Below are 15,100 nucleotides of genomic sequence, written 5' to 3' on the forward strand. Positions count from 1 at the left end.
TCAGGCGCTCCGGCGCGAGAACAACAGCAACCCGCCCATCAAGGTGAAAAGCCCGCCGCAAACCCGGTTGATCCAGCGCACCACGTGCGCCTGCCGCAGCTTCGGCGCGACGTAGCCCACGCCGAACGCGCAGGCGGTGAGCATCAGGAAGTCGCCGAAAACGAACGTGCCCGAGAGGATGGCGAACTGCGCGAAAACGGGCTGGGTGGGATCGATGAACTGCGGGAAGAAAGCCGCGAAGAAGAGCAGCGCCTTCGGGTTGCTCGCGCCGACGAGGAAGCCTTGCAGGAACATGGAGCGTGTCTGCACCGGCACATCGCTTGCAATTTGCAGGCCCGCGCCGCCGCCACTGCGGAACGTCCTGATCCCGAGCCAGATGAGATAGGCCGCGCCGATCGCTTTCAACACGGTGAACGCGGCCTCCGACGCCGCGAGCAGCGCACCGAGGCCGAGCGCCGACAGCGCCATGATGCACACGCTCGCCGCCAGTGCACCGAAGGAAGACGCCATCGCGGCCCCCCGGCCATGGTTGATGGCATTGGTCATGCACATCAGCATGGTCGGCCCGGGGGCCAGGATGAGCAGCACCACGGCTGCGAGGTAAAGGAGATACGTCGAGGCCGTCACGCCATCTTGCACCCGGCGCCCGAGTCCGCCAGCGCCTTGGCCGCGATGCCGACCACCTTGTTTTCCTTGTTCTCGACGCGGCGCAGGTAGATGTCCTGCACGGGGTTGTGCGACTTGCTCATCGTCCACTTGCCGCGCGGGCTGTCGATGGTCTGGGTTTCCAGCGCCTTGTACAGCGCCTGCTTGTTGCCGATGTCGCCCTTGACCGCGGCCACGCCCTGCGCCAGCAGCAGGCCCGTGTCGTAGCCCTGCACGGCGTAGACGTCCGGCTGCATCTTGAACGTGGTGGCGTAGGCCGTGCGGAACTGCTTGTTGCGCGGCGTGTCCAGCGAGTCGCTGTAGTGCATCGTGGTCATGATGCCGTCCGCGGCCGGGCCGGCGGCGTCGAGCACGCCCTCGGTCAGGAAGCCCGAGCCCCACAGCGGGATCTTGTCCTTCAGGCCGGCGGCCGCGTAGTCGCGGATGAACTTGGCCGCGCCGCCGCCCGCGAAGAAGCAGGCCACCGCGTCGGGCTTGAGCGAGGCGATCTCGGTGAGCAGCGCCTGGAACTCCACGTTGGGGAAGGGCAGGCCGAGCTCCTTGACGATGGTGCCGCCGGCCTTGGTGTAGCTGTCCTTGAAGCCCTCGAAGGCTTCGTCGCCCGCCGCGTACTTCCACGTGATCCACGCGGTGCGCTTCAGGCCCTTGTCCATCATCGGCTTGCCCAGCGCCAGCGTGGGCTGCGAATTGGTGAACGAGGTGCGGAACACGTTGGGTGCGCACTGCGCGCGCGTGGCGGCGTGAACGCCGGCATTGGGGATCAGGCTGAGGACGCCGCTTTCGCGGGCGACGCGCTGGATGCCCATCTGCACGCCCGAGTGCACGGTGCCGATCAGCACGTCGACCTTGTCGCGCTGCACGAGGCGGTTGGCGTTCTCGACGCCCTTGGACGGCTCGGACTCGTCGTCCACCTTGAACCACTCGATCTCGCGGCCGCCCAGCTTGCCGCCCTTCTCGTTGATGGCCATGCGCACGCCGTTCTCGATGGCCACGCCCAGCTGCGCGAACGTGCCGGTGTAGGGCAGCATGAAGCCGACGCGGATCCTGTTGGACTGCGCCCGCACGATCTCGGGCAGCAGCAGGCCGGTGGACGCGGCGCCGACGACGGCGGCACCGCGGGCGAGGACGAGGCGGCGGGTGGTCATTGCGTTTCTTCCTTCGTGGGTGATTTAGTTTAGGCTTAAAGCATTTTTACCCGAAGTCGCGCGCCCGCGCCACATGAATAACCCTCAACCGGCCAAGGCGCGCAGCTTGAACCGCTGGATCTTCCCCGTGGCGGTCTTCGGCAGCTCGGGCACGAACTCGACCCACCGAGGATACTTGTACGGCGCGAGCCGGCTCTTCACGTGCGCCTGGATGTCCTCGGCCGAGGCCTGCTGGCCCTGCTTGAGCACCACGTAGGCCTTGGGCTTGGTGAGGCCCTCGCTGTCGTTGACGCCGATCACGGCCGCTTCGAGCACGGCGGGGTGGGTCATCACGCAGGCTTCCACCTCGAAGGGCGAAACGTAGATGCCGCCCACCTTGAGCATGTCGTCGGTGCGGCCGCCGTAGGTGTAGTAGCCGTCGGCGTCGCGCGTGTACTTGTCGCCGCTGCGGGTCCAGTCGCCGGCGAACGTGGCCTTCGTCCTGGCGCGGCTGTTCCAGTAATAGAGCGCCGAGCTCGGGCCCTTGATCTGCAGCTCGCCGATCTCGCCATCGGCGCATTCCTTGCCGTCGTCGCCGACGATGCGCAGCTCGTAGCCCGGGACGGCCACGCCGGTCGTCCCGTAACGCACCTGGCCGGGCCGGTTGGACAGGAAGATGTGCAGCATCTCGGTGGAGCCGATGCCGTCGAGGATCTCGCAGCCGTATTCCTCGGTCCAGCGCTTGCCGATGTCGGCGGGCAGCGCCTCGCCGGCGCTGGTGCACACGCGCATGTTCACCTCGGCGCGCTTCGGCCGGTTCGGGTCCGCGAGGAGGGCGGCGAAGAGCGTGGGCACGCCGTAGAAGATCGTGGGCTTCAGCTCCTTGAGCACCTTGAACACGTCCGCAGGCGTCGGCCGCACGGGTAGAAGCAGCGCGGTGGCGCCGACCGCCAGCGGGAAGGTGAGGGCGTTGCCCAGCCCGTAGGCGAAGAACAGCTTGGCCGCGGAGTAGACGACGTCGTTCTCGCGGATGCCGAGGATGGGGCGTGCGTAGAGCTCGGCGGTCTGGACGAGGTGGCTGTGCAGGTGCACCGTGCCCTTGGGCGTGCCGGTGGAGCCGCTAGAGTACAGCCAGAAGCAGGCGTCGTCGCTGCAGGTGGCGGCCACTTGCTGCTGCGCGCTGCCGGATTTCACGAGCGCGGCCACCGAGTTGTCGCCGTCGCCACCGGCGACGAACACGTGTTTCAGCGTGTCGATCGTGCCGATCAGGGGCTCGAAGGTGGGCAGCAGCGGCCTGGAGACGAACAGCGCCTGCGCGCGCGAGTCGCGCAGCATGAACTCGAAGTCCTTGGTGGGCAGCAGCGTGTTGGCCGCGATCGGCACGACGCCGGCGAGCATGCAGCCGAGGAAGACGACCGGCCATTCGAGCGTGTCGAGCATCGCGACCATCACGCGCGTCTCGGGGCCGAAGCCGCGCCCGCGCAGGGCGTTGGCGAAGCGGTGGGACTGTTCGGTGAGCTCGCCGAAGGTGAGTTGCGCGCCCGTGGTGGCGTCGACGAATGCGGCCTTCGATGAGCGCGATGCGTTGCGCGAGAGGAGGTCGTGCGCGGCGTTGTAGTCGCGGGGGATGTCCACGCGCGGTGGCGAGACGGTGTGGTCGGCTTGGCTCAGGTGCATCCGGTTGTCTCCTCGTGATGCCGACGTCTGGGTTTACGCCGGTGTCTTTGTCATTGCGGCCAGCGCCGTCGGCAGCCACTCCCTGCACCATGCAGTCCCCAATTCTTCCGGCATCGTCCCCGCGCTCGCGTCGTGGATGAACACATCGCCGATGCGCTGCGCGCCGAGCCCTTGCAAGCGCTCATCGAACTTCTTGCCGCCGAACGCGAACGTCTGCGTGTAGGTGCGATCGCCCAGCGCGATCACACCGTACTTCACGTGGCCCAGGTACTTGGGCTGCAGATCGAGCGAGTCATAGAGGTTGCGCGCGTTGTCCGGCACGTCCCCGGAGCCGTACGTGGATGTGCAGATGAGATAAAGTGCATCTTCGTCGAACACGTTGATGTCCAAACCGTCCATCAGCACGATCTCGATCTCGTCCACCAGGTCGGCGCAATCCATCTGGATCGCCTGTGCGACGAAGTCCGCGGTGCTGGTCATGGTGCCGACGAGGATCTTGAGCTTCATGGGATCGTATTCCTGCAGTAAACTGCTTGACAGTCGAATTAGCGGAAGTATACTGCAATCTTGATCCACGTCAAACATTGCACGGAACGATGCCGCTCATGACCGAGAACGAGGAACGCGCCACGCTCGCCGAGCTGGGCGGCCGCGTCCGGGCCTGGCGCGCACGCCGCGGCATGACGCGCAAGCAGCTCGCCAACGACTCCGGCCTGTCCGAGCGCTTCCTCGCCGACGTGGAAACGGGCAAGGGCAACGTCTCCATCAACTCGCTCGAAGCCGCGGCCCGCGCGCTGAACATCACCATCCTCGACCTGCTGCAGGACGCGCCCAAGCCGGCGCTGGCGCGCGTGCACTCGCTGCTCGCGCGGCTGGACGACGGCCAGCTCGACCAGGCGTACACGCTGCTGGCCACCAGCTTCGGCCTCGCCGATGCGAAGGGCCGCGAGAAGCGCATCGCGCTCGTGGGCCTGCGGGGCGCGGGCAAGTCGACGCTGGGCGAGCAGCTGGCGAAGGACCGCGGCGTGCCCTTCATCGAGCTGGACCGCGAGATCGAGCGCGAAGCCGGCACCAGCATGAGCGAGATCCTGCTGCTGCACGGCCAGGCCGGCTACCGCCGCTACGAGCGCCGCGCGCTGCTGCGCATCGCCGAGGAGCATGCCGACGGCGTGGTGATGACCACCGGCGGCAGCATCGTGAGCGAGCGCGAGACGTTCGATTTGCTGCAGAGCCACTTCTATTGCGTGTGGGTCAAGGCCAGCCCCGAAGAACACATGACCCGCGTCGTCGCGCAGGGCGACATGCGGCCGTTCGATTCCACGCGTGGCGCGACGAACGAGGCGCTGGACGACATCCGCCGCATCCTCGCCAGCCGCGAACCCCTTTATGCGCGCGCCGACGCCGTGGTGGACACCGCGGCGCGCACCGTCAAGCAATCCCTGAAAGACCTCGAAAGGGCAGTTCCATGAACGCCGTCACCGAACCCTTGCTGTTCAAGCAGGGCGAGCGCGAGCTCGTGAGCTTCGCCACGCACCCCTCGCAGTACCGCCACTGGAAGCTCTCGGTGGAGGGCGACGTCGCGCGCCTGAAGCTGGACATCGACGAGGACGGCGGGATCAAGCCCGGCTACAAGCTCAAGCTCAATTCGTACGACCTGGGCGTGGACATCGAGCTGAACGACGCGCTCAACCGCATCCGCTTCGAGCACCCCGCGGTGAAGGTGGTGGTGTTCGAAAGCGGCAAGGACCGCATCTGGTGCTCCGGCGCCAACATCTACATGCTGGGCCTGTCCACGCATGCGTGGAAGGTGAACTTCTGCAAGTTCACGAACGAGACGCGCAACGGGCTGGAAGACTCTTCGCGCCACGACGGCCTGAAGTCCGTGGCGGCCGTCACCGGGGCGTGCGCGGGCGGCGGCTACGAGCTGGCTCTCGCCTGCGACCGCATCGTGATGGTGGACGACCGCTCCTCCACCGTCAGCCTGCCCGAAGTGCCGCTGCTGGGCGTGCTGCCCGGCACCGGCGGCCTGACGCGCGTGACCGACAAGCGCAAGGTGCGCCGCGACCTCGCGGACATCTTCTGCACCACGAGCGAAGGCGTGCGTGCGGACCGGGCCAAGGACTGGAAGCTGATCGACGCGCATGCCAAGCCGCAGCAGTTCCCGCAGCTCGTCGCCGCGGAAGTGGAGGCGCTGAAGAAGCAGTCCACGCGCGGCGGTGCCGACAAGGGCATCGAGCTCACGCCGGTGCGCGCGCGCATCGACGAGCAGGGCTACCACTACGACGTCGTCGACGTGCAGGTGGACCGCGGCACGCGCATCGCCACGCTGACGGTGAATGCGCCGTCGAAGGCCATCGAGAACGCGCCGGATGCGATCGTCGCCGCCGGCGCGAACTGGTGGCCGCTGAAACTCACGCGCGAGCTCGACGACGCCATCCTCAACCTGCGCACCAACGAGCTGGAGATCGGCACCTGGGTGATCAAGACGCGCGGCGATGCCAACCTCGTGATGCAGGCCGATGCCACGCTCGAATCGCTCAAGTCGCACTGGCTGGTGCGCGAGACGCTGGGCGCGCTGCGCCGCACGCTGGCACGTCTCGACGTGACGAGCCGCTCCCTGATCGCGCTGGTGGACGAAGGCTCCTGCTTTGCCGGCACGTTCTACGAGCTCGCGCTGGCCTGCGACCGCATCTACATGCTGGACCTGCCGGATTCGCCCGATGCCGCGCCCGTGCTGCGCCTGTCGCCCGCGAATTTCGGCCGCTACCCGGAAGTGAACGGCCTCACGCGCCTGCAGACGCGCTTCAACGAAGACGCGGACACCGTCGCGCAGCTGCAAGGCCTGCAGGACAGCCCGATCCGTGCCGACCAGGCGCTGGAACTGGGCCTCGTCACGCTCACGCCGGACGACATCGACTGGGCCGACGAGATCCGCCTGATGCTCGAAGAGCGTGCGTCGCTCTCACCGGATGCGCTCACCGGCATGGAAGCCTCGCTGCGCTTCCCCGGCAAGGAGACGATGGAGACGCGCGTTTTCGGGCGCCTCTCCGCATGGCAGAACTGGATCTTCATCCGCCCGAATGCGGTGGGCGAAGACGGCGCGCTGAAGCTGTTCGGCACGGGCAAGAAAGCAAAGTTTGACTGGAAGCGGATTTAAGACATGAGCACCATCGACCTGCAGGCCAAGATCCCCAACAACGTCAGCCTCGGCGACAACCGCCAGCTGCAGCGCGCACTCGAACACTGGCAGCCCGCCTTCCTGCGCTGGTGGGACGAGATGGGCCCGAGCGACTTCAACGCGAAGGACGTGTACCTGCGCACCGCCGTCGGCGTCGATGCGTCCGGCTGGGCGCAATACGGGTACACGCCGATGCCCGACTACCGCTGGGGCATCTTCCTGGCGGACCGGCAGGCCGAGCGCAAGATCGGTTTCGGCGACTTCATGGGGCAGGACGCCTGGCAGGAAGTGCCGGGTGAGTTCCGCTCCACCTTCCGCCGCCTCATCGTGACCCAGGGTGACACCGAGCCCGCGTCCGTCGAGCAGCAGCGCCTGCTCGGCCACACCGCACCCTCGCTCTACGACCTGCGCAACCTCTTCCAGGTGAACGTGGAGGAGGGCCGCCACCTCTGGGCTATGGTGTACCTGCTGCACGCGTACTTCGGCCGTGACGGCCGCGAGGAGGCCGAGGAGCTGCTCGAGCGCCACAGCGGCGACCCGGACAAGCCGCGCATCCTGGGCACGTTCAACGAGCCCATGGACAACTGGCTGTCGTTCTTCATGTTCACGTACTTCACGGACCGCGACGGCAAGTTCCAGCTCAAGTCGCTGGCCGAAAGCGCGTTCGACCCGCTCTCGCGCACCTGCCAGTTCATGCTGACCGAGGAAGCCCACCACATGTTCGTAGGCGAGACGGGCGTGGGCCGCGTGATCAAGCGTACGCTGGAAGTGATGAAGGGGCTGGACACAGACGACTGGAAGAAGATCCGCGAGCACGGCGCCATCGACCTGCCCACCATCCAGCGCTTCATGAATTTCTGGTTCACGTCGTCGCTGGACCTGTTCGGCAGCGAGGCTTCGTCGAACGCGGCCAACTATTTCAGCAACGGCATCAAGGGCCGGCCGGACGAATCGAAGTTCGCCGACCACGTGGAAGCCGACACGTCGATGACGATCCAGGTGTCCGACGGCAAGGGCGGCGTGAAGGACGAGACGATCTCCGTGCGCAACGGCATCAACGAGATCACGCGGCTGGAGTACGTGAAGGACTGCAACGTCGGCGTGACGCGCTGGAACATGGCGATCAAGCGCGCGGGCGTGCCGTTCGAGCTGAAGTTGCCGTCCATCCGCTTCCGCCGCAACGTCGGCGCGTGGGCCGGCCTGCACACCGACCCGCAGGGCAACCCGATCACCGCCGCGGAATTCGAGGCGCGCAAGCACGAGTGGCTCTTCACCGAAGAGGACCTCAAGTTCGTCAAGAGCCTGATGCAGCGCGTCACCGAGCCCGGCAAGATGGCCGCCTGGATCGCGCCGCCGGACCGCGGCATCAATGCGCAACCGGTGGAATACGAGTACGTGAAGCTCTGATCAGGGGCGCAGCAGGCGCTTCTCCAGCAGCGTCGCCATGTCCCTGCGTCCATCGGCGATCAGGTAAACCTCGACTTGCTGTGCGATCACCTGGTAGACGATGCGATAGGGCTTGAAATATGTCTCGCGATGATCGCGGACGCCCAAGGCGGCGAGTTCCTTGACGGGTGCGCCGCGCTGCGGCAACCGCTCGAGGCCCATGACGGCCTCTTCGATCTTGCCAAGCACGTGGTCCGCTTTCGCTGGGGCATCGTGCGTGGCGATGTACTCGTGGATCTCCTCGAGATCTGCGGCCGCGTCGGGTGTGAGGATGACTGCGTACCTCGCGGTCATCGCGCAGCGCGCCGGCGGCGAACTGCTGCAAAGGCTTCCTTGGCGGGGATGCCTTTTCCTTCCTCGATCTGCTTGCGGCCCAGCGCGATGATCTTGAGCAAGGCGAATGCTTCCTGGTCCGACTCGTAGGACGCGATGTCCTGCAGCACGGCCGCAGGCTCCCCGTTCTGCGTGATCACGAGCGGCTGGCGCGTCTCGTTGAGGCGCTCGATGACCTGGGCCGCGTTGGCCTTCACATAGCTGATGGGCCTGACCTGGCTGGAATATCGCATGGACCGAATATAGTCTTTTTCCGGTCCGATGCCAAACGGCTACTTTTTTTCGTCCTCCACCGGCTTCGACATCTCCAGCATCTGCCGGGTGACTTCGTCCTCGCTGGGCGCAGCCGAGGGCGCGGCCGCAGCGGCGTCGAGGTGGTGCACCGCCGAAGGCCAGGAGAACACCGCCACGAGAACCAGCAACTGCGCCGCGATGAAGGGAGCCAGGGCCGGCACGAGGTCGCGTGTGCGAACCGGCGGCAGCTTCGATTGCGCGCGGGCCATCAGCACGGCGTAGCCGAGCGGCGGGAGCAGGAAGCTCGCCTGCAGCACCAGCAGCAGCAGCACGGCGACCTGCTGCGCATCGCCCATCTGCACCACCAGCAGCGGCGCGACGATGGGGATGATGACGAAGATCATCTCGAACGCGTCGAGCACCCACGCACACAACGCCGTGCCGGCGAGCACGACTGCGGCCGTGGCGAGCGGCGGCCACGGCGAACCGAGCACGGCCGCGGCCAGCCAGCGGTCGGTGCCGAACAGGCGGAACACGAGGCTGAAGGTCGTTGCGCCGACGAGCAAGGCGAACAGGGCACCGCTCAGGGCGAGCGTGTCCTGCAGGACGGATGACCACTGCGCCGCGCCAAGGGCACGCCACGCGAGCGTGCATGCGACGAGCACGCATGCGCCGGTCGCCGCGGCTTCGACGGCGAACAGCCGGCCGGTGAAGACACCCGCGAGCAGCGCGAAGATGCCCAGTGTGGCCGCGGCAGCAAGGAGCCATTCGCGCGAGGTCGGCTGCGCGGACCGGGGTGCGCCCGACGCCCGAGCGGGGTCAGCCTGCGCACCGGCACTCGCCTGCGCCACCACCCGCCCCTGCCACCACGCAACCACCGCCCACAGCAGCAGCACCGCGCACGCCGGCAGCAGCGCCGCATGCAGCACATCCTGCGTGTTCACGATGCGCTGCGTGCCCTGCGTGTAACCGGGCAGGTTACTCGCCTCGGTGTGCGCGCGCAGCATCGCGTCACCCAGCAGGATCAGCACGAGCGAGGGCGGCACCACCACGCCGATGGTCGCGGCGACGCTTGCCAGCGTGATGGCGCGTGCGGGCGGCATCGCGGCGAGTTGCGGCCCGACCAGCCGAGAAAGCAGGGCGGAGCTCGCCGCGACCGAGCCGTTCATGGGCGCAACGAGCGCACCCACGGCCAGCGCGGACAGCGACGGCGCCGCGCCGGTGCCCCGCAGCAGGCGGCGCCCGCAGGCGAACAGCGCATCGCCGAGCGGCAGGCGCTGCAGCAGCACGCCGATGAACACGTACAGCGGCATCGCCTGCAGCAGGTCGTGGTCGAGCAGGTTCAGCAGGCGGCCGGGCACGGTGAAGAGCACCGCGCTGCCGAAGGCGCCGGCTGCAAGGCCGCCAAGCGCGAAGGCACTCGCCACGCCGACGAGCAGTGCCCAGACCGGCAGGCCGCTGGCCACGGTCAAGGCGCCCAGCGCCACGAGCATCCACAGCCCGGCGCTAGCCATGGCCGCGCGCCCGGCCGACCGCCGTGGCGGCGTCCGCGAGCGCGAGCAACAGCATCAAGGCCAGCGCGAGTTTGATGACGAAGTAGCCCGGGTTCATCGTCTCCGGGAATCTTTCCAGCTGCTGCAGCGACGACCACAGCGGCGCGAGCGACGCGACGAGCACGAACAGCGCCCAGGGCACGACACACATGAAGAGCGCCCAGGCCCGCGCACGGCCGCCGCCGGCGTGGCGGGCTCGCGCAGCGAGGTGCACATCCGCCCGCGTGGCCGCGCTCACGGCCACGGCCATGTACACCGCGAAGACGAGCTGGGCGAGGTCGTTCGCCTGCCGCGAACCGGCGGCCACCACGTCGCGCAGCGGCCATTGCGCGGCCAGCAGCAGCGCGAGCGGCAGCACCAGCCATGCGGAGGTATGCAGGAGCAGGCGGTGCATGCCCGGCAGTGTATGCCTCCAACGTACAATGGGCTTCGTCGGAGCGTAGCGCAGTCTGGTAGCGCATCTGCTTTGGGAGCAGAGGGTCGGAGGTTCGAATCCTCTCGCTCCGACCAACCCAACCCCTCAGGCCGTGGCTGCGGCCCCTTCCAGCCAGGCCGTCGCGGCCTTCGAGAAGGCATCCACCGCCCCCGCGATTTCGTCCACCGAGCGCGCCTGCATCGCCACCGGCCCCTGCAGCTCCAGCCGCGCCTGCATGGCGCCGCACAGCATCGCCAGCTGCGTGCCGCCCGCCGTATCCGCCGCGCCCTTGAGGCCGTGCACGCTGCGCACGGCGTCGGCGACGCGGCCTTCCTTCACCGCGGTGCGCAGGCTCTCCAGCTGCCGGGGGATGTCGCCGAGCGCGGTCTCCAGCACCTGGCGGTACAGGGGCTCGTCCTGTTCCAGCCGCGTGAGCGCGGCGCGAGCGTCCAGCACGCGCGGCAGCCAGCGGTACACCACCTCCTGCAGCGTGTGCAGCGCCACCGGCTTGGCGAGGTGGTCGTTCATGCCGGCCTCGAGGCAGCGCTGGCGGTCGTCCGCCATCGCGTTGGCCGTCATCGCGATCACGGGCACCGAGAGGCCCTGCTGGCGCAGCCGGCGGGTTGCCTGGTAGCCGTCCATGATGGGCATGTGGCAGTCCATCAGCACGAGGTCGAAGCGCTCGGCCGCAAGCCGCTGCAGCGCCTCCTGCCCGCTGGAGACGATCGTGACGTCGTCGATGCCGATCGCCTTGAGCAGGCGCGCGGCCACGAGCTGGTTGGTGGCGTTGTCTTCCGCGACGAGGGCACGCGCGTTCGGGACGGGCGGCGCCGAATCATCGGTGACGATCTCGTCGGGTGCGGGCACGTGCTCGGCCGGCGACAGGGGGATCTCCACCCAGAAGTGCGAGCCGATGCCCTCGGAGCTCTCGAAGCCGATCTGCGCACCCATCAGGTCCGCGAGCTGGCGCGAGATCGCCAGGCCGAGGCCCGTGCCGCCGAAGCGGCGCGTCGTGCCGGGGTCCACCTGGCTGAAAGGCGCGAACAGCGACGCCTGCGCCTCGCGCGGGATGCCGACACCCGTGTCCGTCACTGAGAAGCGCACGCGGTTCTCGGCGCCCGGTGCGGCGACGGGCAGCACGTACAGGCCCACCTGGCCCTTCTCGGTGAACTTGAGCGCGTTGCCCAGGAAGTTGACGAGGATCTGGTAGACCCGCTCGGGGTCGCCGCGCACCCAGTCGGGCACGCCTTCGGACTGCTTCATCGCGAACAGCAGGCCCTTGGCGCTGGCGCGCGAGGAGAACAGGTCGTGCAGGTCGCGCAACAGGTGCTTGAGGCTGAAGTCGCGCGGGCGCAGCTGCAGCTTGCCGGCCTCGATCTTGGAGAAGTCGAGCACGTCGTCCACCGTGCGCAGCAGCGACGATGCGCTGCTGCGCAGGATCTCGAGGTTGCGGCGCTGGTCGTGTGACAGCTCGCCGTCGGCAATGATGTCCGCCATGCCGAGCACGCCGTTGAGCGGCGTGCGCAGCTCGTGGCTCACCGCCGCAACGAAGTAGGACTTGGCGTCGCTCGCCTGTTCGGCCTCGCGCTTGAGCTCGCGCAGCCGTTCGAGGTCCGCCTCGCGCCGGGCCATCAGCCGGTACAGCAGCAGTGTCGACAGCCCCACGACCGCAGCGGCGAGCAGGGTGAGGGCACCGATCACCGCCACCGCATTGCGCCAGCCCGTGAGGTACAGGTCGCTCGTCGCCGTCACGTTCACGATCACGGGGAAGCGGTCCACCACGCGCACCGCCGCGATGCGCTCCGAGGGGTTGCTGCCGTCCAGCCGCGGCCCCGAGACGAGGATCACCCCCTCCTTGCGCCCCTGTACCTGCACCACCTGGTGCGTGCTGCCCGTGGCGCTTTTCTTGCCGATCACGGCGTCGCCGTTGGGCCAGCGGGCCAGCATCACGAAGTCGTCGCGCAGCAGCGAGATGCTGGCGTCGCGGCCGAGATTCTGGCCGAGGCGGCCGTGGAAGTCGGTGAGGCTCTGCACCGAGATGCCGACCGTGGCGACGCCGAGGAACTCCTTCTGCGGCCCGTTGATGCGGCGGCTGAGGTAGAACACCCAGTGGCCCGTGCCGCGGGAGCGCACCGACAGGCTCAGGTGCTGGCCCACACGCGGCGAGCCGCGGTGCACGAGGAAGTAGTCGCGGTCGGCCACGTCCAGCTGCGGCGGCGGGAACGCGCGCGAGTAGTTCAGCACCTTGCCGTTGGCGTCGACGATCGTGACGACGTCCAGGTGCGGCACGGCGGCGGAGCGCTCCTCCAGCATCTTGTGGACCTCGCGCGTGGAGACGCGCGCGGGGTAATTGGCAGGATCGGCCAGCGCGATATCGTCGATGCTGTCCACCACCTGGTCGAGCACCAGCTGCGCGGCCGAGAGGTTCACGCCCACCTCCTCGGCCACCACCAGCGCCAGCGACTGCAGCTGCTTGGACCAGGCCACGACCTCGCGCTCCTTGAGCAGCCAGCCGGCGGCCACCGCGGCGATGAGCACCACCGCCAGCAGCGCCGCGCCGATGTACACCACCAGCACGCTGGAGTGCAGCGGGTCGCCCAGGGTGCGGGCGGCGGTTGAAGCGGTGGGGGTGGAGGCGCCGGTCATGCAGCTGGGCGGTTGCAAAGCTGCATTCTGCCGCCGTGCCACAATCCGCGCATCCTCTTTTCTGCCCGTAGCTCAGTTGGATAGAGCAACAGCCTTCTAAGCTGTGGGTCGGGGGTTCGACTCCCTCCGGGCAGGCCAGCACCATGACCCCACCGGCGTCCGAAGATGGGCTGCCCGCCCCGGCCCGCTACCAGGCATTCGCCGTCATCATCCTCGGCATCACGCTGTCGGTGCTCGACGCGAGCATCGTCAACCTCGCGTTGCCCGACATCTCGCGCGACCTCGGCGCGAGCGCGTCCGCCGCCGTGTGGGTGGTCACGGCCTACCAGCTCGCCATCCTGGCCTTGCTGCTGCCGCTGGCCAACCTGGGCGACCGCATCGGGTACCGCCGCGTGTACCTCGCCGGCGTGGTGGTGTTCACGATCGGCTCGCTGGCCTGCCTGTTCTCGCGCAACCTGCCCATGCTCGCGGCCGCGCGCGCCCTCGAGGGCCTGGGCGCGGCGGGGATCATGTCGGTGAATTCGGCGCTGGTGCGGCTGACGTTTCCGTCGTCGATGCTGGGCCGCGCGATCGCTTTGAACTCGGTGGTGGTGGCCAGCGGTTCCGTTGCCGGGCCCACGATCGCGGCGGCCGTGCTGTCGGTGGCGTCGTGGCCGTGGCTCTTCGCGATCAACGTGCCGCTCGGCGTGCTGGTCGTGTTCTTCGGGCGCAAGTCGCTGCCGTTCAACACGCACTCGGCTCGCAAGGGCACGCCGCTGGCGTGGGCGGACGTCGCGCTGAACATCCTCACGTTCTCGCTCATTTTTCTCGGCGCCGATGCGCTGGCGCTACATGGGCGCACGCACGAGTCCGGGCTGCCGCTGCCGGCGGTGGGCGTGCTCGCTGCGGGCGTCGTCGTGGCGGTGATCTATGTGCGCCGCCAGCGCGGGCGCCCGATGCCGCTGTTGCCGATCGACCTGCTGGCCATCCCGGTGTTCGCGTTGTCGATGTGCACCTCCATCGCGGCGTTCGCGGCGCAGACGGTCAGCTTCGTGGCGCTGCCGTTCCTGCTGTTGCAGGGGCATGGGTTCTCGCACCTGCAGGCGGGGCTGTTGATCACGGCGTGGCCGGCGGGCATCGTGGTTTCGGCGCCGATTGCGGGGAAGCTGATGGTGCGGCATCCGTCGGGCTTGCTGGGTGGCGTCGGGCTCGTGCTGCTGGCGGTGGGCCTTGCCTTGCTCGCGCTGCTGCCTGCGCATCCAACCAGCTTCGACTTCGCGTGGCGGCTTGCGCTGTGCGGTGCGGGATTCGGGCTGTTCCAGTCCCCCAACAATCACACCATCGTCACCAGCGCGCCGCTTGCGCGGGCCGGGGCGGCGAGCGGGATGCTCGGCACGGCGCGCTTGACGGGGCAGTCGCTTGGCGCGGTGCTCGTGGGCATCGTGTTCGGTTTTGCGGGTGCGCAGCATGGCCCCACGATTGCGCTGGCTGTCGGTGCGTTCATGGCTGCGGCGGCCGCGGTGTTCAGCGCGCTGCGCGTGCGCGCTGTGAAGGGCTAAACAATTGGGGTCAGATTCCAATTTCTCGCCACTCTTCGGTTTTTGCGCTCTTCGACCTCGCGGCAACGCCACGCCCGGCCGGTCCGCGGCGCGATGGCTACGACGTTCGGCGCAGCCGCTGCGCGGCCGCTCCCGAATTCCCCACGCCGGCAGGCCTCGCGGCCCCGCGCCATAACTCGCTTGTATTGTTCGTTTGTCCGGAGACCCCGGGCAGGAGGGGCGTATGCAGGTAACTCGCTTTTGGCTCCGAGCCTGTCGCGTAGATGTAGCAGCGCCCATCCTTTTTCTCC

Annotated in this window: 13 protein-coding genes and 2 tRNA genes; 6 read left to right on the forward strand and 9 right to left on the reverse strand. The window is 68.2% G+C overall.

What is annotated here, in order from left to right:
* From H8R02_RS25200 to H8R02_RS25215, 4 genes are all read right to left on the reverse strand, one after another.
* Positions 1–627 carry a LysE family translocator gene (locus tag H8R02_RS25200; RefSeq protein ID WP_187084265.1) on the reverse strand — a complete coding sequence of 209 codons (627 nt, stop codon included), beginning with the start codon at positions 625–627 and terminating at the stop codon, positions 1–3.
* The gene (locus tag H8R02_RS25205) at positions 624–1,811 is read right to left on the reverse strand and encodes an ABC transporter substrate-binding protein (protein WP_187084266.1); all 1,188 of its coding nucleotides are present in this window, start codon (positions 1,809–1,811) and stop codon (positions 624–626) included. Before H8R02_RS25205 ends, H8R02_RS25200 begins: the two co-directional genes overlap by 4 nt.
* An 84-nt stretch (positions 1,812–1,895) precedes the next feature.
* Entirely contained in the window at positions 1,896–3,467 is a 1,572-nt protein-coding gene (locus H8R02_RS25210; RefSeq protein WP_187084267.1) for a benzoate-CoA ligase family protein, read from the reverse strand.
* A gap of 33 nt (positions 3,468–3,500) precedes the next feature.
* Positions 3,501–3,974 (reverse strand): flavodoxin domain-containing protein, encoded by a 474-nt coding sequence (locus H8R02_RS25215; RefSeq protein ID WP_187084268.1) that lies wholly within the window; start codon positions 3,972–3,974, stop codon positions 3,501–3,503.
* Between the two features lie 98 nt (positions 3,975–4,072).
* Here H8R02_RS25215 and H8R02_RS25220 point away from each other — a divergent pair, with 98 nt between their 5' ends.
* The 3 genes from H8R02_RS25220 to boxB are packed head-to-tail and all read left to right on the forward strand — an operon-like array spanning position 4,073 to position 8,052.
* Positions 4,073–4,936: a helix-turn-helix transcriptional regulator gene (locus H8R02_RS25220; protein ID WP_187084269.1), complete on the forward strand. Its 864-nt coding sequence runs from the start codon at positions 4,073–4,075 to the stop codon at positions 4,934–4,936.
* Positions 4,933–6,624 carry a 2,3-epoxybenzoyl-CoA dihydrolase gene (gene boxC, locus H8R02_RS25225; RefSeq protein ID WP_187084270.1) on the forward strand — a complete coding sequence of 564 codons (1,692 nt, stop codon included), beginning with the start codon at positions 4,933–4,935 and terminating at the stop codon, positions 6,622–6,624. Before H8R02_RS25220 ends, boxC begins: the two co-directional genes overlap by 4 nt.
* A 3-nt stretch (positions 6,625–6,627) precedes the next feature.
* The gene (gene boxB / locus H8R02_RS25230; RefSeq protein WP_187084271.1) at positions 6,628–8,052 is read left to right on the forward strand and encodes a benzoyl-CoA 2,3-epoxidase subunit BoxB; all 1,425 of its coding nucleotides are present in this window, start codon (positions 6,628–6,630) and stop codon (positions 8,050–8,052) included.
* On the opposite strand, the gene H8R02_RS25235 is transcribed toward boxB, so the two are convergent.
* The 4 genes from H8R02_RS25235 to H8R02_RS25250 are packed head-to-tail and all read right to left on the reverse strand — an operon-like array spanning position 8,053 to position 10,605.
* Positions 8,053–8,385, reverse strand: coding sequence for a type II toxin-antitoxin system RelE/ParE family toxin (locus H8R02_RS25235; protein WP_187084272.1), 333 nt, complete (start codon positions 8,383–8,385; stop codon positions 8,053–8,055). It abuts the gene before it with no gap.
* The gene (locus tag H8R02_RS25240) at positions 8,382–8,657 is read right to left on the reverse strand and encodes a type II toxin-antitoxin system Phd/YefM family antitoxin (protein WP_187084273.1); all 276 of its coding nucleotides are present in this window, start codon (positions 8,655–8,657) and stop codon (positions 8,382–8,384) included. Before H8R02_RS25240 ends, H8R02_RS25235 begins: the two co-directional genes overlap by 4 nt.
* Positions 8,658–8,696: 39 nt before the next feature.
* Complete coding sequence (locus H8R02_RS25245; RefSeq protein ID WP_187084274.1) at positions 8,697–10,172, reverse strand: TRAP transporter large permease subunit; 1,476 nt, start codon at positions 10,170–10,172, stop codon at positions 8,697–8,699.
* Entirely contained in the window at positions 10,165–10,605 is a 441-nt protein-coding gene (locus tag H8R02_RS25250) for a C4-dicarboxylate ABC transporter substrate-binding protein (RefSeq protein WP_187084275.1), read from the reverse strand. The genes H8R02_RS25245 and H8R02_RS25250 overlap by 8 nt, the downstream gene beginning before the upstream one ends.
* 39 nt (positions 10,606–10,644) lie before the next feature.
* Here H8R02_RS25250 and H8R02_RS25255 point away from each other — a divergent pair.
* Positions 10,645–10,721: transfer RNA gene (locus H8R02_RS25255), tRNA-Pro, on the forward strand.
* A 10-nt stretch (positions 10,722–10,731) separates the two neighbouring features.
* On the opposite strand, the gene H8R02_RS25260 is transcribed toward H8R02_RS25255, so the two are convergent.
* On the reverse strand, positions 10,732–13,290 hold the full coding sequence (locus H8R02_RS25260; RefSeq protein ID WP_187084276.1) for a hybrid sensor histidine kinase/response regulator: 2,559 nt from the start codon (positions 13,288–13,290) through the stop codon (positions 10,732–10,734).
* 43 nt (positions 13,291–13,333) lie between these two features.
* Here H8R02_RS25260 and H8R02_RS25265 point away from each other — a divergent pair.
* Both H8R02_RS25265 and H8R02_RS25270 read left to right on the forward strand, forming a co-directional pair.
* Positions 13,334–13,410, forward strand: a tRNA-Arg gene (locus H8R02_RS25265).
* A 5-nt stretch (positions 13,411–13,415) separates the two neighbouring features.
* Positions 13,416–14,810, forward strand: coding sequence for an MFS transporter (locus H8R02_RS25270; protein WP_187084277.1), 1,395 nt, complete (start codon positions 13,416–13,418; stop codon positions 14,808–14,810).
* The last annotated feature ends 290 nt before the right edge of the window (positions 14,811–15,100 follow it).

The organism is Ramlibacter albus (genome assembly GCF_014297445.1).
Lineage (GTDB): Bacteria > Pseudomonadota > Gammaproteobacteria > Burkholderiales > Burkholderiaceae_C > Ramlibacter > Ramlibacter albus.

What these genes read in the sequence shown, in the direction of transcription:
- H8R02_RS25240 (WP_187084273.1), bottom strand. Translation starts at nt 8,657, where the DNA reads ATGCGATATTCCAGCCAGGTCAGGCCCATCAGCTATGTGAAGGCCAAC.
- H8R02_RS25235 (WP_187084272.1), bottom strand. Translation starts at nt 8,385, where the DNA reads ATGACCGCGAGGTACGCAGTCATCCTCACACCCGACGCGGCCGCAGAT.
- H8R02_RS25220 (WP_187084269.1), top strand. Translation starts at nt 4,073, where the DNA reads ATGACCGAGAACGAGGAACGCGCCACGCTCGCCGAGCTGGGCGGCCGC.
- boxB (WP_187084271.1), top strand. Translation starts at nt 6,628, where the DNA reads ATGAGCACCATCGACCTGCAGGCCAAGATCCCCAACAACGTCAGCCTC.
- H8R02_RS25250 (WP_187084275.1), bottom strand. Translation starts at nt 10,605, where the DNA reads ATGCACCGCCTGCTCCTGCATACCTCCGCATGGCTGGTGCTGCCGCTC.
- boxC (WP_187084270.1), top strand. Translation starts at nt 4,933, where the DNA reads ATGAACGCCGTCACCGAACCCTTGCTGTTCAAGCAGGGCGAGCGCGAG.
- H8R02_RS25215 (WP_187084268.1), bottom strand. Translation starts at nt 3,974, where the DNA reads ATGAAGCTCAAGATCCTCGTCGGCACCATGACCAGCACCGCGGACTTC.
- H8R02_RS25245 (WP_187084274.1), bottom strand. Translation starts at nt 10,172, where the DNA reads ATGGCTAGCGCCGGGCTGTGGATGCTCGTGGCGCTGGGCGCCTTGACC.
- H8R02_RS25205 (WP_187084266.1), bottom strand. Translation starts at nt 1,811, where the DNA reads ATGACCACCCGCCGCCTCGTCCTCGCCCGCGGTGCCGCCGTCGTCGGC.
- H8R02_RS25210 (WP_187084267.1), bottom strand. Translation starts at nt 3,467, where the DNA reads ATGCACCTGAGCCAAGCCGACCACACCGTCTCGCCACCGCGCGTGGAC.
- H8R02_RS25270 (WP_187084277.1), top strand. Translation starts at nt 13,416, where the DNA reads ATGACCCCACCGGCGTCCGAAGATGGGCTGCCCGCCCCGGCCCGCTAC.